19 protein-coding genes and 1 pseudogene are annotated in these 21,882 nt (G+C 35.6%); 1 reads left to right on the forward strand and 19 read right to left on the reverse strand.

Going from position 1 to position 21,882, the window contains the following annotated elements; translation table 11 throughout:
• Positions 1-6: 6 nt before the first annotated feature.
• The 19 genes and pseudogenes from V192_RS0106740 to V192_RS0106870 form a co-directional block, all read right to left on the reverse strand.
• Complete coding sequence (locus tag V192_RS0106740; RefSeq protein WP_025870235.1) at positions 7-912, reverse strand: ABC transporter permease; 906 nt, start codon at positions 910-912, stop codon at positions 7-9.
• 31 nt (positions 913-943) lie between these two features.
• Positions 944-1,905 (reverse strand): annotated as a pseudogene (opp4B, locus tag V192_RS19540) (oligopeptide ABC transporter permease).
• Positions 1,905-2,849, reverse strand: a complete 945-nt coding sequence (locus V192_RS0106750; protein ID WP_025870237.1) for an ABC transporter ATP-binding protein — start codon at positions 2,847-2,849, stop codon at positions 1,905-1,907. The pseudogene opp4B and the gene V192_RS0106750 overlap by 1 nt, the downstream one beginning before the upstream one ends.
• A complete protein-coding gene (locus tag V192_RS0106755) occupies positions 2,849-3,856 on the reverse strand; it encodes an ABC transporter ATP-binding protein (RefSeq protein WP_025870239.1) in 1,008 nt (335 codons plus the stop codon). Before V192_RS0106755 ends, V192_RS0106750 begins: the two co-directional genes overlap by 1 nt.
• A gap of 310 nt (positions 3,857-4,166) precedes the next feature.
• The gene (acpP, locus tag V192_RS0106760; protein ID WP_010761893.1) at positions 4,167-4,406 is read right to left on the reverse strand and encodes an acyl carrier protein; all 240 of its coding nucleotides are present in this window, start codon (positions 4,404-4,406) and stop codon (positions 4,167-4,169) included.
• Between the two features lie 143 nt (positions 4,407-4,549).
• The gene (plsX, locus tag V192_RS0106765) at positions 4,550-5,548 is read right to left on the reverse strand and encodes a phosphate acyltransferase PlsX (RefSeq protein ID WP_025870242.1); all 999 of its coding nucleotides are present in this window, start codon (positions 5,546-5,548) and stop codon (positions 4,550-4,552) included.
• Positions 5,549-5,731: 183 nt separating this feature from the next.
• The gene (recG, locus tag V192_RS0106770; protein WP_025870244.1) at positions 5,732-7,768 is read right to left on the reverse strand and encodes an ATP-dependent DNA helicase RecG; all 2,037 of its coding nucleotides are present in this window, start codon (positions 7,766-7,768) and stop codon (positions 5,732-5,734) included.
• A 474-nt stretch (positions 7,769-8,242) separates the two neighbouring features.
• Positions 8,243-9,916 carry a DAK2 domain-containing protein gene (locus tag V192_RS0106775; protein WP_025870246.1) on the reverse strand — a complete coding sequence of 558 codons (1,674 nt, stop codon included), beginning with the start codon at positions 9,914-9,916 and terminating at the stop codon, positions 8,243-8,245.
• Positions 9,917-10,168: 252 nt separating this feature from the next.
• Positions 10,169-10,531, reverse strand: coding sequence for an Asp23/Gls24 family envelope stress response protein (locus tag V192_RS0106780; protein ID WP_010761897.1), 363 nt, complete (start codon positions 10,529-10,531; stop codon positions 10,169-10,171).
• Positions 10,532-10,751: 220 nt separating this feature from the next.
• Positions 10,752-11,471 (reverse strand): LytR/AlgR family response regulator transcription factor, encoded by a 720-nt coding sequence (locus V192_RS0106785; protein WP_025870249.1) that lies wholly within the window; start codon positions 11,469-11,471, stop codon positions 10,752-10,754.
• Between the two features lie 15 nt (positions 11,472-11,486).
• The gene (locus tag V192_RS21515) at positions 11,487-12,797 is read right to left on the reverse strand and encodes a GHKL domain-containing protein (RefSeq protein WP_029948160.1); all 1,311 of its coding nucleotides are present in this window, start codon (positions 12,795-12,797) and stop codon (positions 11,487-11,489) included.
• A 262-nt stretch (positions 12,798-13,059) separates the two neighbouring features.
• Positions 13,060-13,656, reverse strand: a complete 597-nt coding sequence (locus V192_RS0106800; RefSeq protein ID WP_025870254.1) for an accessory gene regulator B family protein — start codon at positions 13,654-13,656, stop codon at positions 13,060-13,062.
• A gap of 1,521 nt (positions 13,657-15,177) precedes the next feature.
• Positions 15,178-15,483, reverse strand: coding sequence for a DUF6568 family protein (locus tag V192_RS20860; RefSeq protein ID WP_082265982.1), 306 nt, complete (start codon positions 15,481-15,483; stop codon positions 15,178-15,180).
• Positions 15,420-15,689, reverse strand: coding sequence for a hypothetical protein (locus tag V192_RS20865; protein ID WP_051581932.1), 270 nt, complete (start codon positions 15,687-15,689; stop codon positions 15,420-15,422). The genes V192_RS20860 and V192_RS20865 overlap by 64 nt, the downstream gene beginning before the upstream one ends.
• A gap of 14 nt (positions 15,690-15,703) precedes the next feature.
• A complete protein-coding gene (locus tag V192_RS0106850; protein WP_158001094.1) occupies positions 15,704-16,078 on the reverse strand; it encodes a thioredoxin family protein in 375 nt (124 codons plus the stop codon).
• A gap of 13 nt (positions 16,079-16,091) precedes the next feature.
• A complete protein-coding gene (locus tag V192_RS0106855; protein WP_025870257.1) occupies positions 16,092-18,224 on the reverse strand; it encodes an ATP-binding cassette domain-containing protein in 2,133 nt (710 codons plus the stop codon).
• Between the two features lie 15 nt (positions 18,225-18,239).
• Positions 18,240-18,803, reverse strand: coding sequence for a hypothetical protein (locus tag V192_RS0106860; protein ID WP_025870259.1), 564 nt, complete (start codon positions 18,801-18,803; stop codon positions 18,240-18,242).
• A 15-nt stretch (positions 18,804-18,818) separates the two neighbouring features.
• Complete coding sequence (locus tag V192_RS0106865; RefSeq protein ID WP_025870262.1) at positions 18,819-19,544, reverse strand: ABC transporter permease; 726 nt, start codon at positions 19,542-19,544, stop codon at positions 18,819-18,821.
• The gene (locus tag V192_RS0106870; RefSeq protein WP_025870264.1) at positions 19,537-20,448 is read right to left on the reverse strand and encodes an ATP-binding cassette domain-containing protein; all 912 of its coding nucleotides are present in this window, start codon (positions 20,446-20,448) and stop codon (positions 19,537-19,539) included. The genes V192_RS0106865 and V192_RS0106870 overlap by 8 nt, the downstream gene beginning before the upstream one ends.
• Before the next feature lie 1,221 nt (positions 20,449-21,669).
• Here V192_RS0106870 and rpmB point away from each other — a divergent pair.
• Complete coding sequence (gene rpmB, locus V192_RS0106885) at positions 21,670-21,858, forward strand: 50S ribosomal protein L28 (protein ID WP_025870268.1); 189 nt, start codon at positions 21,670-21,672, stop codon at positions 21,856-21,858.
• Positions 21,859-21,882 lie beyond the last annotated feature (24 nt).

The raw sequence follows: 21,882 nt of genomic DNA on the forward strand, positions 1-21,882 counted from the left end.
CCTCTTTTAACCTAAACGTTGTCTAGCATCTGCTGAACGCTTAAACGCCTGGCCAATATAATTTATACATAGCATAAGTACTAAAATCAGTACGGATGCAGGTACCCAGATCCATGTTTTATTTGCTAAAACATCACCATTGCTTGCATATCCGATCAATGTTCCAAGACTCGGTACATTTGTCGGCAAGCCAAATCCTAAGAACGTTAGTGTCGTTTCGATCCCGATATTTGCCGCAAAGTTGATCGTTAAGTTCGTGATGATCAATGAACTTAAGTTTGGCATGATTTCTCGAAACATGATTTTAAAATCATTTGTTCCTAATGTTTTTGAGGCACTCACATAGTCTCTGCGAACTTCAGATAGCGTCTTACTTCTAAACAATCGGGCTTTGGCGACCCAGTAAAAGGCACTCATGATTCCCACAAAAGACCAAACATTATAATTAGGAATGATCGTAACAAATACGATAATGATCATCATGATCGGTAAAATCATGATAAAGTCAACCACACGCATCACTGCATTATCAAACATTCCGCCATAATAACCTGAAACGATACCAATACCTACACCGATGATCGAAGTCAAAATCGTGATTGCAAACCCGATCACAACAGAGTTACGAGCACCAATGATCAATTGTCCAAGCACGTCACGTCCGCCTTCATCTGCCCCCAATATGAAGTTTCCACCAGGCTCTGTATATTTATCTAAAATACTGACTGTCATTACTTTGTCTTGATCGGTCAATAGAGCACCGATAAAAACAACCAATAAAATGACTATCAACAGTACCAATGAAAAAATCGCTAATTTATCCTTTTTGAACTCTCTTGCGATCATTCGAAATCCCATTGGTGGAATCGTTTCTGGTACAGCAACTACTATAAGTTCTTTATTTTTATCCATCTCGTCTCTTCCTCTCCTTAAAATTGATTTACTATTGAATTCGAATCCGCGGATCTACAAGACTCATCACAATATCTGAAATCAGATTTCCAACAAGCGTTGCAATTCCTAAAATCAATACTAAGGACGTGATCACTGCATAATCCCGTTGTCCGATCGAATCAATAAATAACTTCCCAATTCCCGGATAACCAAAGATTTTTTCAATGACTACCGAACCACTGATTAAAGCTGTGATCTCATAGCTAAGTTGAGAAACGATTGGTAAAGAAGCATTTCTAAAAATATGTCTTGTATAGACTTTACTTGTCGGTACCCCTTTTGAACGAGCCGTCCGCACATAATCCAGTGATTGGGAATCAATCACTTCATTACGTAAATATTGGATCGTGATCGCAGTTCCTAAAAGTGCTTGAGATAACGCCGGTAAAATCAAATGATAGAACCGATCCCAAATATACGCGCCGGTCCCCGGCTCAACACCACTGGAAATCGAACCTGTTGTCGGAAACCAATCTAAACGGTAACCAAAAATAAATAGCATAACGAGTGCGAAAATAAAAGGTGGCACGGCAAAACTGAAAAAGTTATAAATGACGACAAATTTATCTAAAATAGAGTTTTGATAACGACCTGATAAAACACCTAATGGTAACGCGATCGCATACATGATCACAACTGTTACTAAGGACAAGAGAATCGTGTTCACTGCGCGGCTACCAATCAATGTCGATACTGGCAATTTGAAAATAAAGCTTTCACCAAAATCGCCATGGAAAACATTGACGATCCAACGAATATATTGTGTTGTCCAAGGGTCATTCAGACCAGCTGACTCACGCATTTTTTCAATAACAGCCGGATCAGTATTAGGATTGATCAATCCAGTAAAGGGTCACCCGGCATCATTTTAGCTAATACAAAAATCAGTACACTTAAAATCAAAATTTGAGGAATCATAAACAGTACACGCCGTAAAATCGTCTTCCACATTAGATTGCACCTCCATCTTTTAACGCTACTTGATGCGTTTCACTGATTTTACGCAAATCATATACGCGACCCTTTTGATCATAATAATCTTTTTGATGCTCAATATACGCTTTTTCTACTTGACGGCGTTGTGCTTTGTGCTCTTCCCGATGGGCAACATCGATTTTAGGAATGGCAGACAGTAAGCGTTTCGTGTAAATATGCTGTGGATTTGTATAAATATCTTGGCGAGTCCCAATCTCTACAAATCGCCCTTTGTACATGATCGCAATGTTGTCACACATGTGTTTTACCACACCTAAGTCATGCGAAATAAATAAGTAGCTCAATCCATATTCTTCTTGAATATTTTTCATAAAATTCAACACTTGAGCCTGAACAGATAAATCCAAGGCAGAAACTGGCTCATCTGCAATAATCAACTTAGGGTTTGTTGCAACAGCTCTAGCCACGCCCAAACGCTGGCGCTGTCCACCTGAAAATTCATGAGGGTATTTATACAACGCATCTTCCGGCATTCCAACGATATCCAAAAGTCCTCTGACCTTTTTCTTTTCTTCTTGATCACTCAAGCGTTCGAAGTTGCGAATCGGTTCAGCAATAATGTCTAATACTCGTTTTTTCGGATTTAAACTGGACATCGAATCTTGGAAAATCATTTGAACATCTTTGTTATATTTCATGGCTTTACGATTATGAGCTTTCGTCACATCTTGATCTTGGTATAAAATGCTGCCGCTGGTCACTTTTTCCAGCCCGATAATAGCTTTTCCTGTAGTAGATTTTCCAGAACCTGATTCACCCACTAGGCCGTATGTTTTGCCTTTTTCAATAATAAAATCAACCCCATCAACCGCCAACACATGATCCGTCACTCTGTTAAAGAAACCACTGCGGATAGGATAATGAACTTTCAAGTCTTTGATTTGAATGATTTCTGCCATTATGCATCCTCCTGATCGTCTCTAAAATGAAACTGCTGATAACAAGTACAGCGGACAAAATGCCCTTCTGACACTTCATGCAATGTTGGCTCTGCTTCATGAGCATCCTCTGAAACCCAAGGAATTCTTGGCGCAAAACGACAGCCTTCTCTCGGTAGCTTACTCAATGAAGGAACCACACCTTCAATCACATGTAATTGACTATCATCTGAATTTTCTTGTGGAATTGATTGCAGTAAAGAACGTGTGTATGGATGTTTAGGATTGCTGAACAATTCTTCAGCAGTCGCAACTTCAACAAATTGCCCAGCATACATCACAGCCACTTTATCTGCCATTTCAGCAACTACGCCTAAATCATGCGTAATCAAAATGATTCCCGAGCCAGTTTCCTCTTGTAAATCCTTAAGTAAATCCAAAATCTGTGCTTGAATCGTAACATCCAATGCTGTTGTTGGCTCATCTGCAATAATAATTGCGGGTTTACAAGCAATCGCAATTGCTATGATCACACGTTGACGCATTCCCCCAGACAATTCGTGAGGGTACTGCTTTCCAACACGTTCAGGATTTGGAATACCCACTTGTGTCAATAGTTCGATTACTCGCGCTTGTTTTTGTTCTGCGTTCATCTCCGTATGATATGTTAGACTCTCCTTGATCTGGTCTTCGATCCGCATCAAAGGATTCAACGCTGATAATGGATCTTGAAAGATCATCCCAATGTCGTTGCCACGAATTTTATTATATAATTGTTCGTTAAACGTAGTTAAGTTCAAATCCTTGTATAAAATTTCTCCAGTTACACGAGTATTATTTGCATCATGTAAACCGATAATCGTTGTAGCTAAGGTACTTTTCCCACAACCTGACTCTCCAACGATTGCCAAAATTTCATTTTTTCCTAATTCAAATGACACATCATCAACAGCATCATAGTACTCGTCTTTAATACGAAAACCTGTGTGCAGATGCTGAACATCTAATAACGGATTACCCTCATTCACTTTAATACACTCCTTCATGCTCAGTTAACTATCTCAATCACAATAGAAACTCTTATTAAAAAAACACCGTTTTCTAATTTTCTCTCTATACTCTAATTGTAATCATTTTTAAGCAATTGTATATAATAATTATGAAAAATGCAACATTTTGATAAACTGTTTTTTCTTAAAAGAACAAAAAAAGAGCACGAATCAAAACATTGTTAGTTTTGATTCATACTCTCACATAAAAAATAACGAGAAAAAAGTGGCTCCGCCCAAGTTATCAAGGCTAAACACTTTTATCTCGTCATTTTCTTTATGTTTCAAATTATAGGTTATTCATAATATAATCTACAGCGGCACCAACTGTTTCAATCTGCTCTGCGTCTTCATCAGAAATTTCTGTACCAAACTCATCTTCAAGCTCTAAAACAAATTCCATTACACTAATTGAATCTGCATTCAAGTCATCTTTAATGTTTAATTGATCTGTCACTTTCTCAGCTTCAATATCAAAGTGGTTTGAGATAATCTTCGCTACTTTTTCAAGTACTTCTTCACGAGTCAACTGTATTCACCTCCACTGCTTTTGAAAAGCGTTCCTCACGACTGAGTTAAACGCTATGATACATTGTACTCACAAATGATCGATTTGTCCATCTTTTTTTGCAGCCTTATTACAAAATAGTTGCAAATAGGTTGCAAGAATCGTTATTCTTTTGTTTCATAGTAGCTGACAAGTTGTGGTACAACTTGTGTCTCCAACATTGCATGGATTTGACGAATTGTATATCGAACAGCTTCTGGGCCTGTTGAACCATGTGTTTTGATAACAGGTGCTTTCAATCCAAAAAGAACTGCTCCGCCATGTTTTGAGTAATCCATTTCATCTTTCATACCACGTAGTGCATTTTTTAAAAGTAACGCACCCATTTTGCCTTTAAAGCCTTCTGCCAGAATTGATGATTTCAACAGCCCCATCATATTCAGCGCGGTTCCCTCAATTGACTTCAATACAGCATTTCCTGTAAAACCATCCGTTACAACTACATCTGCTGCTCCGTTTAATAGGTCACGTGCCTCGACATTTCCAATAAAATTGATTTCAGCTTCTTCAGATAATAATTCAAAGGCCTTTTTAGTCAACTCACTACCTTTTGTTGCTTCAGATCCATTATTTAAAAGACCCACACGAGGTTTTGCGATATTTCTTACTTTTTCAGCGTAAAAAGAACCAAGCACAGCATACTGAACTAAGTGTTCTGGTTTATTATCAGCATTTGCGCCTAAATCCAGCATATCAAAACCGCCATCTGGCTGTCCAATAACCGGCAACGTCGACATCAAACCTGGGCGTTCTACGTTTTTGATCCGCCCAACGATAAACAATCCAGCTGCCAACAAAGCGCCGGTATTACCAGCAGAAAAAATCGCATCTGCTTCTCCATTTTTTACTGCTTGTGCCGCTAAGACCATCGAAGCTGTTTTCTTACGACGAATCGCCTTCACAGGTTCATCATCACTATTGATTTTTTCATCCGTGTGAATAATCGTAATATTTGTTGCGTCTGTTACATATTTTTTAATTTCAGACTCTTTTCCATAAAGTAAAAACTCAATCTCCGGAAAATCTTGTTTGGCGAGCATAACACCTTCAACAATAGCCTGTGGTGCATGATCGCCACCCATTGCATCAACTGCAATCTTCATAACATAGTCCCTCCTAGGTAAATTACAATAAGTAGTATAACATAACGAAAAGCGGAACAAAGCGTTTAACTCTCATGAAAATTAGAAATCTAGCTAGGAAACTCTTTTTGTTTCATAGACAGATTGTCTATTTTCCTTGAAAAGCGGAACTTTCTTTCATTCTCTTGTGAATTCTCAAAAACTTTAGTCAAAAAACTGCTGCTCATCATCATTTGGCTTGATTTTATCAGCAACGCCACGATACTCTGGCAAAATCCACCACTGGCTTTTTTTCCAAATTGCACTAGCTTCTTGTCGAGCAACTTCAAGTATATTGAAGTCTGTCACGATATCGCCCACTGCAAATTGTGGTACACCTGATTGTCTAGCCCCAAATACTTCGCCAGGACCTCGTAACTCCAGATCCTTTTCACTCAGGACAAAACCATTGTTCGTTTCCGTCATGATTTTCATTCGCTCCACACCCATCTCATTTTTCGGGTTGGCAACTAGAATACAATAGGACGCCTCTGAACCTCGACCGACCCGACCGCGTAGTTGATGTAGCTGTGCCAATCCAAAGCGATCCGCATCCATAATCAGCATAACCGTCGCATTTGGAACGTTGACACCCACTTCGATTACAGTAGTAGAAACTAAAAGCTGTAAATTATTTTCTTTAAATTCCTGCATAATCTCTTCTTTTTCCTGATTCTTCATCTTCCCATGAAGTAATCCAACTTGATAAGTGGGATTGAAAAAAGCCGACATATGTTCAAAAATTTCTGTTGCATTCTTAACATCCAAGGCTTCGGATTCCTCGATCAGCGGACAGATCACATACACTTGGTGTCCACGAGCTAGTTCCTTTGTCATCCATTCTAAAACTGTATCTAATTGCGGTGGTCGGATCCAACGCGTTTCGATCGGTATTCGGCCAGCAGGCATTTCATCAATGATCGAGACATCCATTTCACCAAAAGCTGTAATAGCCAAGGTTCTCGGAATTGGGGTAGCTGTCATAAATAACACATCTGGCTTTAGTCCTTTTTCTCTTAAAATTCGCCGTTGATTTACCCCAAAGCGATGCTGCTCATCTGTGATGACTAACCCTAACTTATGAAAAATAACATCTTCTTGAATCAAAGCATGTGTACCGATGATAATGTCGATTTCACCTGCGGCAAGTTGTTCAAGCAATTCTCGGCGCTCTTTCGTTTTAGTTGATCCTGTCAATAGCGCTGTTTTCACTTCTAAGGGATCATATAATTGCTGTAAGCTTTCCATATGTTGTTGCGCTAGAATCTCTGTAGGTACCATTAACGCTCCTTGAAAGCCTGCGGTCATCGTTGCATAAAGAGCAATTGCTGCTACCACCGTTTTCCCACTACCTACATCACCTTGTAGCAAGCGCTGCATATGGTTAGAACTCATTAAATCTCGACAAATTTCATTGGTTACTTTCTTTTGTGCGGCAGTCAATTCAAATGGGAGTTTTTGCGTAAATGACTTCAGACGCTCTATATCATACTGAATGCTCAAGCCATTTTTCTCTGCTTTTTCATGTCTTTTTAGTCCTTGCATTTTCAGCTGAAATAAGAAAAATTCTTCAAAAACCACTCGGCGCTTTGCTTGGTGGCTTTCATTTGGATCACTTGGAAAATGCATGGCAAACATCGCTTCTTTTCTTGGCATCAAACGATACTTTTCCAATAGCTCTTCTGGCAAAATTTCAGGAATCAGCTCACCATATTTTTCAAAAGCTGTCCGGATAAGTTGGACCAAACTACTTTGGCGAACCTTTTTATTAACATGATAAATTGGAGCAAAGTCCTCTCCATCATTTTTAGCCGCTAATATTTTCATCCCATTCAATGCTTTTCGTTTAGCATCCCATTTTCCATAAACTGCAATTTCCTCAGACATAACAATTTTGTCCTTTAAATAAGGCTGGTTAAAGAAGGATACATTGATCACCGCATGGTCTTGCATCATTCGAAACATCATCCGACTCTTTTTATATCCGTATCGACTGACTACCGGTTCCGATACTACAAGTCCTTTTAAGGTAACTTTTTCTTGATCTTGAATTTCGTTCAATTCTTTCTCTTGGATATCATCGTATCGAAAAGGATAATATGACAACAAATCTTCAATCGTGTGAATCCCTAATTCCTTTAAATTCTCCGCCCGTTTCGGCCCCACGCCTGATAACACACCGATGTCATCTGATAAACCCATCAAATTCCCTCCTAACTTTAAAAGCGTAAAGGGCTCATTTAGCCTTGACAGAAAAATAGGAAATTGTCGATTGTGACGTTCTTGGTCACCTTCGATCATTTATCTTTTTTCCGAAAGGTTAGCCCTTAGAGCTAGATAATAAAAGCGTAAAGGGCTCGTTTTACCTTGACAGAAAAATAGGAAATTGTCGATTGTGACGTTCTTGGTCACTTTCGACCATTTATCTTTTTTCCGAAAGGTTAGCCCTTGAAGCTAGATAATAAAAGCGTAAAGGGCTCATTTAGCCTTGACAGAAAAATAGGAAATTATCGATTGTGACGTTCTCGGTCACCTTCGATCATTTATCTTTTTTCTGAAAGGTTAGCCCTTGAAGCGAACTGCCTATCATACACTAAATACGAAAACTATCGCCCTTATTTTTAATTTCTACAGAAAAAGCCAAACAACTAGTGTCTGGCCTCAATAAATCATTCATTATTCTGCTGAAAATAGATATGGATAAACTGGTTGTCCGCCTTCATGAAGCTCAGTTTCTACGTCTTCATATTCAGCAGCCAAAGCCTCAACGAATTTCCCAGCTTCTTCCATAGTCCCGTCTTCACCTACAATGATCGTTACAATCTCTGTATCTTCATCAATCATACGTTTTAGCGTATCTAATGACGCTTTGAACATATCTGGTTCAGACACCACGATTTTGCCATCGATCATCCCTAGATAGTCGTCTTTTTTGATTTCAACATTATCGATCGTTGTATCACGTACAGCCGTTGTTACTTGTCCGCTGACGACACTTTCGATCATTTCTGTCATGGTTGTTTTATTTTCTTCAAGCGTTTGTTGATCATTGAATGCAAGCATAGCTGTCATTCCTTGAGAGATTGTTTTTGTTGGAACAACCGCTACTGGAATATCAGCTACTTCTGCTGCTTGATCAGCTGCCATGAAGATGTTTTTGTTGTTAGGTAAAATGATAACTTGATCAGCGTTGACTTCTTTTACAGCTTTCAGGATATCTTCTGTACTAGGGTTCATTGTTTGACCGCCGCTAATGATATAACTTGCACCAAGGCTACGGAACAATTCTTGAACACCTTCTCCTGCTGCAATTGCAATAACCGCATACGGCACACGAGCTTTAGGAGCAATCGCTGCTTTAGCATCATGTTCAACCAATGTCTCATGTTGTAAACGCATGTTATCAACTTTGATTTTTACTAACGAGCCAAATTTTTGACCGTAGTTCATAACTTCACCAGGATGTTCTGTATGCACATGAACTTTGATGATTTCATCGTCATTTACAACAAGCAGAGAATCTCCTAGTTCATTTAGGTAATTTCTAAATGTTTCATAATCGAAGTCGCTGTCCACCGTTGGACCTTCACCGATTTGAACCATGATTTCTGTACAATAACCAAATTTAATATCTTCAGTCGCTACATGTCCGCTGACACCACGGTGATGTTCTGCATTGACCATTTCATCCATTTCACCTGGACTTGGTTCATAAACTTCTGTTGCTAAAAATTTACCTGATAAAGCTTCTAAAAAGCCTTCGTAGATAAATAACAAACCTTGACCGCCACTATCAACTACTCCAACTTCTTTTAACACAGGTAAAAGATCAGGTGTTTTGGCTAATGCACGTTTTGCTCCTTTAACAACTGCTTCCATTACTTCGATGCAGTCATCCGTTTCTTTAGCTTTGCGTTCACCAGAACGCGCAGCTTCACGGGAAACAGTCAAAATTGTTCCTTCTACAGGTTTCATTACTGCTTTATAGGCAGTCTCTACTCCATGAGTAAATGCTGCTGCTAAATCTTTGGCATTCAATGTCACTACATCTGGGACTTGCTTAGAAAAACCGCGGAATAATTGGGATAAAATAACACCTGAATTCCCTCTAGCGCCCATCAATAGTCCTTTTGAAAGAATTGTTGTTAATTCTCCCACTTTTTCAGAACGAGAATCGGCTACCGCTTTTGCTCCACTGGTCATAGATAAATTCATATTTGTTCCTGTATCGCCATCTGGCACAGGGAAAACGTTCAATGAGTTGACATACTCTGCATTCACATGCAGACGACTCGCGCCAGCCTGAACCATCTCTTGGAACTGACTTGCACTGATTTCTGTTACATTCACCTAAAAAATCCTCCTTTGAGATTCACTGTTGCATAGAAAAGCGAAACGAACCCCTCCAACAACCGAGTAGGTACCTTTCTACATCAACTTATTTTTATTCGTTGTGTGTCAAGGCAATTAGTAAAATGCAGAAAAGATACTTTTTGTCTTTTCGGCATTTTATCTATTTGTTGAGAGGTCTGGTTCGTGGAGCTAGATCAATAAAAAGTAAAACGATCACATCCAGCTAAACTCTTGCTAACAGCTGGCTACCTAGTCAGGCAACACACGAACACCTTGCACAAACACGTTGACAGAATTAGCTGTCACGCCTAGTAGTGTTTCAAGGTTATATTTTACTTTTTCTTGTACATTACGAGAAACTTCTGAAATTTTTGTTCCATAACTTACAATTGTATATACGTCGACCGCAACGCCATTTTCTTCTTGACGCACGACAACACCTTTAGAATAATTTTCTTTACGCAAAATGCCATTTAAATTATCTTTGATTTGGTTTTTACTAGCCATACCGACGATACCATAGATATCTGTCGCAGCTCCGCCAACTACAGTGGCGATAACCTCATTGGTAATCTCAATGGTGCCTGCTGGTGTTTTGATTTTTACAGCCATTGATGAAAGCCTCCTTAAAGAGCACAATTGCCCTATTTTCTTCTATAATATTTTAACATAGCCGTACCTCAATGAAAAGGAACTTATCCAGATAATTATAGAGCGTCTCATCAAATTTACCAATAATTGTATAATTTACATCGTTTGAAGGGAATTGTCAAACTGAAATAAACGAAAAAAGCAACATAAAACCTTGAGGGTCTATGTTGCTTTTGAAAACTCATAAATTTTTCATAGCTCTTACAGAAACGAGACAGGTTTCACCATTACTCATTTCAACTATTCGTTCTTTCTTTTGTATCTCTGAGATATGGTTTTTATTAATCAAAAATGATTTATGACAACGATAAAACTCTTCGTATTGATCTTCGATATCTTTTAAGGCACCGTAAAATTCTTCTTCCCCATTCTCTAGATGCATGATCACTTTATGTGAAGAGATAGAAGATTCAAAAAAGATAACATCGTTTACATCGATCGATCGTACAGAATCCCCTGTTTTAAATTTGAAAAAATTCTTTTTACCACTACGATCATTTTGACTACGCTCATGAGCGATTCGAATACATTCGCAGACTCTCGCTTGAATCGTCTCTTGTGAATCTTTAATAATGTAATCCATTGCCTCTACTTTGTATGTAAATGTTAAATAAGAAAGCTCTCCGTGCGTCGTTACAAAGACGATTTTCCCCAAATCATCATACTTGCGGATTTCAGCGGCTAAAGTCAAACCTGACATTTCATGCTGTAAATCTACATCAAAAAAATAAAGCCCCATAAATTTAGGTTTACTTTTAACATATTCTAAAACTTCTGTTGGATTCCCCGTGGAAAATACTAATTCCATATCTAAATTTTCCATCATAATATAATTTTTCACATATTGCTCCAACAACTGGCGCTGTTTCCAATCATCTTCACATATAATAATCGACAGCATTTTTTCCCTCCATCTCTAAAACTCAATTACTAATTTTTGCGTAAATAAATCATCCACGATTGATGTAGATAAAAATAAATTATTCGCTTCTGCAATAATTTCTTGAACATTACTTAAGCCATTTCCACGATTTGTTCCTTTTGTAGAAAAACCTCTAGCTTTCAACTGATGGAGTTTAGGAATATCTTCTCGACAGCTATTTTGTAAAATAACATGTACTGCTTTTTCATCTTGATACAATGCTACAGACAAAAGTCCACTACCTAAATACTCCAATTCTTCAATCGCATTATCTAAAAATATCCCTAGCACTCTGACTAGCGCCACTGAATCCATATTGACCTTATCAACAATTTCAGTCACTTCTACTTTCGTATTGATTCCCTTTTCTTGTGCAGTGATCAGTTTTGAAGCAAAGATACTTTTTAACTCTCTTACTTGAATATTTCCTAATTTCTCTAATTTATAATTGTTTTGTTCGATCACTTGGGAAGATGTTTTGACGACCGAATGATAATAGTCATTCAACCCTTCGATATCCTTCTCAACAATGAAATTCTCCATCGACATTAGAATATTTTTATAGTCGTGACGAAATTTACTGATTTCTTTGAATTGATTTTCCATGCTTTCCATGTAACGCTGGTTAGCTAAGTGTTCCAGTTCTTTTTGTTGCGCTTCGTATTTGTTTCTTGTAGAGCTGGCGTACATGAAAAAGGTTAGAACGGAAATAAAGAAATAGATAATGAAAAAAATTAAGTTTAAGGTGATGATCTCTGTGTTGTTGCCTAAGTATTTTCCTAATAATATACTTATGTAATAAATGACCATCATATAAATGCCTATAATACTAATGATTGGAGCAAATTCATTCATAAAAGGGATCTTTTTATGTACTAATGTTCTTAATTTAACAATTAAAAGTGCCATAATAAGAGATAAACCAAGACCAAAAAACAAATGAATTAGAGCAGACCAGAAAGATACTTCAACATTATCGTTCTTCCACAAATAGGCATCCAACACTCCCGAAATATGGTCACATATAACGGATATTATAAGAGCATATGACATTGCACCAGCAATATATATTTTTTTTAAGTCCACAAAAAGCATACCAAGAAACAATAAAAAGAGAATCATCATAACTATGGTAAAACTTCCCATATAAAAGAAAAGATTTCCTATAATTAATGATCCAACTAGTAGCAAAATGATTTCCTTTTTTTGAAAATTATTCTTTCCTATCAACAATTTAAAAATGATATAATCAAAAATCATTTGGGACGCCGCTCCAAATAAAAACACAAAACTATTTCTGTCCAATAGAACATAACCTCCATTTTAATGATATTTAAATTATACATATTATTAATTATCAAAGCAAATTAATTTTAGTCATTCATAAAGCAAAAAATAACAGCTCCATTACTAGGCTGTTATTAACTAATGATATTATTTTAATTGTTCCTTTAATTCTGCTGGAATTAGAACTTCATCAGCAAAAAAACCACAACACATAACTAAATTTTGACTTCCCCAACCAGCAAATAATCTAAACAATAACTTTTTCATTTTCTATTCTCCCCTAATCCTTTTTTATTTTTAATGGTAAAACACTCATACCAGATAAAACATTTCCAATAACCATAAGATTTTGTATTAGTAATTCTGGAACACATATCATAATAACCGTCATAATCAGACACGAACTCAAGGCTTGCATTCTTCTTCGTTTCTTCTTTTCATCACTGCCAATCGGATTTTTACTTGTTGCTTTTGGTGCATATTTGCTTAATATCAATCCATTAATGACTTGTAAGAAGATCAATCCTTCCATCGGAATTAAGATTCCACCAGTAAGAACTCCGGCAGATCCAACAAATAATAAGATACTCGTAACGATACAACCAAAACTACTACCAGCATGATCTCCATATGCAAATACTCTAATAGTCAGAAAACTCAGGTGTAGAATAAATGTTTCAAATCCAATATTTAGAAGAAATGCTGTACTGTAGATAAACAGTAATTTAGATACATTGATGACTATTGATTCAATTCCGAGTTTACATTTTAAGTAATCGATACGATTCAACTCTTCATGTCCATCTATAATAAAGCTCAAAATCAGGTTGCTTATATAGCTTTCCACATTCCATAAATTCCAAATATTTTTCTCCACGTTTATTCCCTCCGTTTCCTTGAATTAACTTTACCAAATAAATAGCTAGTAATGATAGTTATTGCTTGAATCATCAAATTCGTTGCTTTAACTGATAAAAAGAGTGTCTTTTATCGCGTAAACGTTCATTTTCTATTCCTAAGTGTAAAAATACAAAAAAGCGAAGAGAACTTTACTGCTGATCTCCGCTTTTTTGTTCTTATGTGATTAAATTTTCTACTCGCTTTTTAATACCAACAGAATAATTTTAAGCCCCACGCATCTACTACGCAAAATTTCCCGCCTTTTACTTTATCTTCTTGTTTCGCTGTTAGTTTTTTCATCTATTCTCTTCCTTTTCTTTTTATTTTTTGTTGTATTTGATTGCCAGTTTGATTTTAATTACTGTTTATTCTATTGCTTAGTACCAGCAGAATAATTTTAAGCCCCATGCATCTACTACGCAAAATTTCCCGCCTTTTACTTTTCCTTCTTGTTTTGCTGTTAGTTTTTTCATGATATTCCTCTTTTCTTTTTTAGATTGATCGTTTTTTGATTCTACAACACTTTATGATTCAGCGTTTTATTTAAAAGCAAATTTTGATTCCTAATATATTATTGACGAAACACCATTTGCCGCCTCTTACTGTTTCTTCTTGTCTCTTAGTTAATTTTTTCATGTATTATTCCTCTTTTCTATTTTTTGATTGATCGTTTTTTGATTCTACAACACTTTATGATTCAGCGTTTTATTTAAAAGCAAATTTTGATTCCTAATATATTATTGACGAAACACCACTTGCCGCCTTTTACTGTTTCTTCTTGTCTTGTTGTTAGTTTTTTCATGTGTTACCCTCCATATATTGATTTTCTATTATTTTATGTTTTCTTCGTCAGGTTAGTTTAGGCGTACCAACAGAATAGTTTGACTCCCCAAATATTGAACGCACACACTCTCACACCTGCTTGGATTTCATTTGTTTCCTTTTGTTCTAATTTATTCATAATTATTCTCCTCTTCTTTGATTGTCTATTTGTTTTTTCAGTCATTTAATTAAATGTTAAAACACAATATCTTATAACCAAAAGCATCCAACACACAAAACATTTTTCCTGCTTTGATCTCTTCGCCCTTTTTCATCGTTAACTTAAACATTTTATCGCTCCTTTCATTCCTATTTATTAAAAGAGATGTCTTCTCTATTTGTTTTTCGACTTACTATTTTATTTAAAAGTAAAACATAATACTTTATAGCCAAAAGCATCTACTACACAAAATGTTTTCCCGGCTTTGATCTCGCTGCCCTTTTTCATCGTTAACTTAAACATTCGTTGTCTCCTTTGTTTTTTATAGTTACTTCTTGTTGATCGATATTATTTCCAAGAGCCGCAAAGAACTTGATATAGCCACCAAGAACTCGCTGGAGCTAGAATTTTTCCAGCTTGAATTTCCTTACTTTGTTTCAAGTCTAATTTCTTCATCTTATTTTTTCCCTTCTACATGTCATTTTCAAGTTCTAGCTTATTGTTCTTTTATATGCGTTATTTTGATTTTTCTACATTATCTGTAATCCATTTATTTACTTGTTCAACAGATATGCCTTTTTCTGGCGTCCACTCTACTTTACTGTCTAGCTTTCCGTTGACAAACTTGGCAATTGTAGGTGTATAAATCAAATCATACGTCTTTTTAAAACTTTCCCATTTTGTCTCATTGGTTCGAAGTTCTGCGACATTGAGATACAGCAGCTGGTCCTCTAATTTGTGCATTTTTACCAATTTGATCAGATCTGGTTCAAAATCATTACAATCCCCACAGGTTGGCGCCCAACGTAAACATAGAATGATTCCTGATTTGCTACTTTATTTTCAAATGTATTTAATGTGATCGCATCAAGATGATTGTAAATTTGCGGATATGAGCGTTTAGATTCAACCAATTCAGTTTCTTTTTCTTCAACCTGTGCACTTAATGAATAAGCATGGTTAGCAGTGAATAAATTTGCTCCAAAAATTGCGGTCAAGAGTGCTGCATAGATTACTTTTTTCTTCATTTTTTAGTTCCTTTCTAGAATTTTGCTTTTCCTAATAGGATATCTTCTGTTTCCTTTAGTTCTCGACTGCCTTCAAGGCGTTTCATATTACCATTTTCAACAATCAGAATCGTTGGTGTCACTGTAATATTATGCTCTTTAAGAAAACCACTATTTTTTGCGTTATCTGTATCCATGTAATAGACTGTTTTATTGGTATTCTCAATAGCTTCTTCCATCACTGGTTTGTATTCTTGACATGATGAACAGCCTCTGTTTCCCACCACAACAAAAACATCTTTTTTAGCGGTTTTAAATTGCTCTAATTCTTCCATATCTATCTTATTTTTCGTGTAATCTTTCGTCTGATTATTCATCATAAACAAGACACCTGCTACTATGATGATCATCCCTAAACCTATTTTAATTAGATTCTTGATTGTTTTCTCCTCCTTTTTTCTGTATCTCAAGGATCTTATCCGAACAAGCCAAAACGTCTGGCTCATGGCTAACTAAGAGAACAATTTTATTTTTGTCCTTTGCTAACGCCCTAATTTTGTTCATTAATGCTGATTTTGAATCACTATCCAGATTTCCCGTTGGTTCATCAAAAATGTAAATACTTTTTTCTTGATATAAGGCCCTCATCAAAAGGATTTTTTGTTTTTGTCCTTGTGAAAGATTGGCTGCATCCATTTGAACAAGGTGATTATTAGATAGTTTTAAGTTAAAAATATCTTCATATTGATTTTTTTCTTTTTCATGTAATTGCTCATTAAAAACTTTATATCGAATGTTACGACCAACTGTATTACTGTACAGATTAAACTCTGGAGAATACATTCCTATGTACTCATTAATATCTGTTTCTTTTAGTGATCGTTTTTTCGTGCTCTCATTGATGATAAATTCTCCTTCATCTGGTTGTAAGACTCCTGAAAGCAATTTGATCAAAGTTGACTTACCCGAACCATTCTCTCCTTTGATTCCATAAATTGTTCCTGCCTGCATTTCGAAACTGAAGTTCTCAAAAATTTGCTTGCTCTTATCGTAACTAAAATCCAGATGATCAATTGCAATTTTTTCGATTTTTTCCACACCTAATGGCTCTTTGCTTTTGATTTCTATATTACTTTGATAGTCATTCGAACTTTGGATAAAATCGATTGCTACAGTACTTTTCTGATACATCAACCAACTTTGAACAACAGGAGATAGACTATTTAAAATAATCGAGATGATGAAAATACCTGTTGTGGTATTGATCATACTTTCTTGTTCTCCATACAAGGTCATTGTGCTTAAAATTAGAAATGCACTTAAACTCATTAGTGTAATCATCGATTGATAAACAGAAACTACGTTCAACTCCGTAGTGCTATTGCTTAATCTAGCACTTAGGAAGCTTTTCATCTTATCTTTAACAAAATCCCCTGATTGTTTTGTTTTAGAAAATACATTGATATCTAGAGATGATTTAATATTATTTTCTATTGATGAAGAAAATACGGAAGATTTCCCTATAATGTCCATCTCATTACTCTTAATCGCCTGAATCTTGCGGTTTAAATAAATGACATAAACGGCACTCCAGAACAATAGAGCGAGTGCCAGCCAGCTTGAAATGCTCGCTAAGACAACGGTCAATACAATGACATAACTAATATTGATCTTGAAATAAAATTTTTGAAATAGGCCGGATACTGAATTGACTAAATTCCAGAAATAGCCTGTGACATTCTCCAAATTCTTTCCAGAATCAAGATCACTGATCTTCTGATTGTAATAATTCATCAAGATCTTTTCTTGAATATCATTTTCGAGTTTTACTTTCTGCTTACCTTCTCTAAGGTTTACTAAAAAGAATAGATAGATCAGCCAACCTACTATAAAAACTGGTTTTAAGATATCGATGATCTGTGACTCTGGTGTAATGCTTTGCATCAAAGATTGAATAAACATCGTTGTTGCAAAAGGCAAAATGTATTTCAGAAAGAGTAATAAAATCATATTGGCTTTTGTTTTAACTGGTAAGCTGGTCATTACTTCTTTATAAAGAATTTGTGCGACACCTGTTTCTTTTTCCTTTGATCTAAAATTGAAAGAGATTTTTTTCTTTTTCTTAGCAACTTGTGTCACTTCTTGAATGTCTTCAATACATAATGCATACCCGAGAAAGATAGCTCTCAAATCTTCTTTTTCGTAGACTCTAAGTTTAGGTTCAGCAGGATTAGATATTGTATAGTGATTGTCTTTGATTTCGTGGACAACAACGTAGTGTGCATATCCCTCATTTTCAACCACTAACACCATTGGCAGCTGTTCAACACTTGCTAACTCTTCAAAATCCCTAACTTCGTAAGAACTGGATACTACACCATACTGTAGCAATATTTCATTTAACTCTCCCAGAGACAATCCCTGATCTTTTTTTAAATTGTAATGCTGATATAACTCACTAACATTTTTAATTTTAATTTCAAGTTGAGCTAAAATCACTCTCAGTGAGGCAATGCCGCAATCCGTACTCGATTTTTGCATGTAGTGCGCATACATAGTCCTTGCCCCTTCCTATTTTTCAACAGTGATGTCCCCCATTGTGTCGATTTTTATTTGATCTTTACTTAATTTTTTTGTTTCAGGGACAGCTTTGACTTCGCCTTGCTCATTTGTTTCTAATTGATAAATACCTTCAAAAGTTGATTGAATTTTTGCTTCAACATTACCAACTACACTGTCGATTTCTAAAAATTTATAAGATGCATCTTTCCCTAAGTCAATTGTAAAGAGTAATGGTTCTTTGCCATTAGCCGTGGTCATCAACCTAAATTGATTGAGTTTTGCTAAAGGAATTTCTAATGAATTCTCTTTTTTCACAGTCCCTTTTAAAAATTCTTCGTTCTCTTCAGAGACTTTGCCTGACAAAGTGATCTTCGTCTTATCATTCGTTGTTTCATTAACTACTACTTTGACCTCTTGCTCTGCTCCTTGTAATGCGATTTTCTCGATTTGAGCATCTGCTAATTCCCATGATAGATCTACTTGATTTGCTGGTTTCCCTGCAGCAAAACTTGTATAACTAAAGAACCCAATTGTTACTAATACCGCTACTAAAATCATCATTTTTTTCTTCATAATAAATCTCTCCTCTTATTTAAATTCCCTATTTTTGAATAATCTAAAGCTGATCAATAATGCAAGTGCTGCGTAAATGGCACTGCTGATAAAAATTGTTTGGACTTGGCTACTTGAAAGTGCCGATAAATCTGTGACCATGCGTAAATTTGAAAAGAATAGAGTATCTAAAATAAAATCAAATTTAGCAAAGTATGTAGAAATAATGTTTGAAAAAATAGTATCTCCGACAAATGCCAGTGAAATAAATGCTGCTACTGAGATATACGAAGCTTTAAGCCCATTGAACAATAAAATTCCTAGACTGCTAGCCGCCAGATATAATGGAAGTTGCGCTAACAACGGTTTCAGCGCTGTGCTTAATGAAAATCCTCCTTTTAAAGCCCATGTTGTAATCATCAAACTCGTTGCATATACACCAATAAACAAAATTGTTAATAAAAAGGTCAAAATTGTTTTGCTGGCAAAGAACGTACTGCGTTTCATACCTGAAATCAACGAATTGTTGACAACACGGTAACTAAACTCATGTCCCCAAGAAATCATGAAAATGTTCGTTAAAAATACTGGTATCAGTAATGCGCCATTGGATAATCCTGATTGGATGATCAATTGAGGCGTGTTGTCTGAGGAAGCTAAGAACCCAAATGCTATCCCCACAACAACTAATCCTGCTACTGAATAAAATCCTAATGAGCTTTTAAAAATCCTATAAAAATCTGCTTTTAATGTACTAATCATGTTTAGCTCTCCCATCAATTAAGTTTAAATAATATTCTTCTAAATTCTCTTCTCTATAGTCAAAATGTGTAAGATAAATATTATTTTCAAACAACAGTTTTGCAATGGCTGGCATCATCTCTTTTTCTGCTTTGACCACTATAAAATCATCTTTTTGCTCTACTTGATAGTTGTTTTTGCTTAACAACTCAATCGTTAACGAATCAGTTGAACTCTTCAAAGAAATACTTCTGCCGCATTCTTCTGCTAGTTCTTCACTCGTTAGCTCTTTGATCAAACTTCCTTCGTTGATAATTCCATACCTACTGGCAACTAATGATAGTTCCGTAAGAATATGGCTGGAAATTAGGATCGTTGTTCCAAATTCTGTATTCAAACGATGAATGATCTCTCTGATTTCTACGATTCCTTGAGGATCTAAACCATTTACAGGTTCATCAAGAATCAAAAATTCTGGGTTATCTAGAATAGCCAAGCCGATTCCTAGGCGCTGTTTCATTCCTAAAGAATAGTCTTTAAAGACTTTCTTTTTGTCTACATTTGCCAAGCCTACAAATTCGAGTACTTCATCGATCCGCTTTTTATTTTTTATATTTCGTTGAATAGCATAATAGTTTAAATTGTCTCTTGCTGATAAATATGGATAACAGACGGGCCCTTCAATAACTGCCCCCATTTTCATTTTGTTTACTGAATTGAATGTCAAGTTCCCAGAACTTTTTTCTATTAATTGTGTGATAAGACGAATAAAGGTTGTTTTTCCCGCACCATTTTTTCCTATAAAACCATAAATGTCTCCTTTATTGATCGTCATGGAAACTTCATTGACCGCATGATATTCTTTGTAAGTTTTGAATAAGTTGTCTGTTTTAACTAAATAATTGCTTCTGTTTGGTACTTCCATTATTTTTCCTCCTCATTTAAGAGTTAATTTGTTCTTGCAGCTCGTTGTTTTGTCTGCCTTACACTACTTATTATAGACAGAATAAAATACCAGAACGTTTTTTGGCTTAAAACGAATAAAACAGCACATTATCGTTGTTTTCCTGTTATTCTCTAACGATAAAGCCAACCTGAATGACTCTATCTTGTTTGTTAATCACTTATGCCTTCCTAAGCGTCATTATCAGAACCAACACATTCATTTTTTGATTCATCTTCAGCATATTTCTCTGATAATAAAAGAGTGAGTGGGACATAACTCTTCGAGTCATATCCCACTCACATGGAATTCGGATAAATGCTATCCTTTCTTACGATAAGCATATCTGATGTTTACGGTGTCCTCATGTTTACATTTATGTTTAAAACGTTTATTTAGAAACATTCAGGTTCGTTTTCAGAATTTGTTCTAACTTCCAACTTCTATTTAATAAATATAATGAGTTTTTACTATCCTGGATTTCATAGTTGATAGCTTTCTGATTTAATAGTAATAAAATTTTTTCAGCTAAGTCATCTTCTTGTTCTTCTTCAATGTTTCTCAATAAAATAATGTAATGAGCATTTTTCTTCAATTGGTGGTTATTTCTTATTCTTATTATATGAAGACTGTCTTCTGTATTTTTTTGATATAGGCTATCCCGTTAATAACTACTATCAGTCTCAGATCCATTTCACCTATATAACTGCTAGACATCTTCACTTCTTCTAGAAAATTGAATAACTCCAAAAAACAAGTTTCTCCTTGTTTGCTTCTTGAATCATATCAAGCGTTTTAAAAGGAACTGTAGGTAATTGATCATGCGGCCCTTTCAAAAAATCAAAGAATAATGCTTCGTCTTTATTTTTTTCTTGCTGACCTCTACTCTCTAATTTAGCTTTGACATTACGACCACCCTTTTCCTATTAGATTTTTTTACCAACTGGAGTATATTTGTTAGTTACTTACTATTTTATCTGATTTTTTTATATTTGGACTTTTTTTCTTAAAGTCTTGATTTCTTAGCTTTTCTTAGAATTATTACGTTTAAGCATGCTTGAACGTAGTAATTTCAAGAAAATCAGCACTATAATCCATACAAAAATTGAAATCCCCTTGCCAAATCACTAGTAATGTGATAAATTAAGTTAGTATGAGCTGAAAAATATCGCTCCGAGATCAAAGCAAAGGAGGAAACTAAAAATGGCAAAAGTATGTTACTTTACTGGTCGTAAGACAAGCAGCGGCAATAACCGCTCACATGCAATGAACGCTACTAAACGTACTGTTAAACCTAACTTGCAAAAAGTTCGTGTATTAATAGACGGTAAACCTAAAAAAGTTTGGGTGTCAACTCGTGCTTTGAAATCTGGTAAAATCGAGCGTGCTTAATCTTAATCGAACATAATCAAAAAG

It is taken from the genome of Enterococcus crotali, from assembly GCF_000633635.1.
GTDB lineage: Bacteria > Bacillota > Bacilli > Lactobacillales > Enterococcaceae > Enterococcus_L > Enterococcus_L crotali.

Coding starts and splice junctions, on each gene's coding strand:
- V192_RS0106865 (WP_025870262.1), bottom strand. CDS start 19,544: ATGATTAGTACATTAAAAGCAGATTTTTATAGGATTTTTAAAAGCTCA.
- V192_RS0106850 (WP_158001094.1), bottom strand. CDS start 16,078: ATGATCATCATAGTAGCAGGTGTCTTGTTTATGATGAATAATCAGACG.
- recG (WP_025870244.1), bottom strand. CDS start 7,768: ATGGGTTTATCAGATGACATCGGTGTGTTATCAGGCGTGGGGCCGAAA.
- V192_RS0106740 (WP_025870235.1), bottom strand. CDS start 912: ATGGATAAAAATAAAGAACTTATAGTAGTTGCTGTACCAGAAACGATT.
- V192_RS0106780 (WP_010761897.1), bottom strand. CDS start 10,531: ATGGCTGTAAAAATCAAAACACCAGCAGGCACCATTGAGATTACCAAT.
- V192_RS20865 (WP_051581932.1), bottom strand. CDS start 15,689: ATGAAGAAAAAAGTAATCTATGCAGCACTCTTGACCGCAATTTTTGGA.
- V192_RS0106870 (WP_025870264.1), bottom strand. CDS start 20,448: ATGGAAGTACCAAACAGAAGCAATTATTTAGTTAAAACAGACAACTTA.
- V192_RS0106750 (WP_025870237.1), bottom strand. CDS start 2,849: ATGGCAGAAATCATTCAAATCAAAGACTTGAAAGTTCATTATCCTATC.
- plsX (WP_025870242.1), bottom strand. CDS start 5,548: ATGAAGATTGCAGTTGATGCAATGGGTGGCGATCATGCACCACAGGCT.
- V192_RS0106860 (WP_025870259.1), bottom strand. CDS start 18,803: ATGAAGAAAAAAATGATGATTTTAGTAGCGGTATTAGTAACAATTGGG.
- V192_RS0106785 (WP_025870249.1), bottom strand. CDS start 11,471: ATGCTGTCGATTATTATATGTGAAGATGATTGGAAACAGCGCCAGTTG.
- V192_RS0106855 (WP_025870257.1), bottom strand. CDS start 18,224: ATGTATGCGCACTACATGCAAAAATCGAGTACGGATTGCGGCATTGCC.
- rpmB (WP_025870268.1), top strand. CDS start 21,670: ATGGCAAAAGTATGTTACTTTACTGGTCGTAAGACAAGCAGCGGCAAT.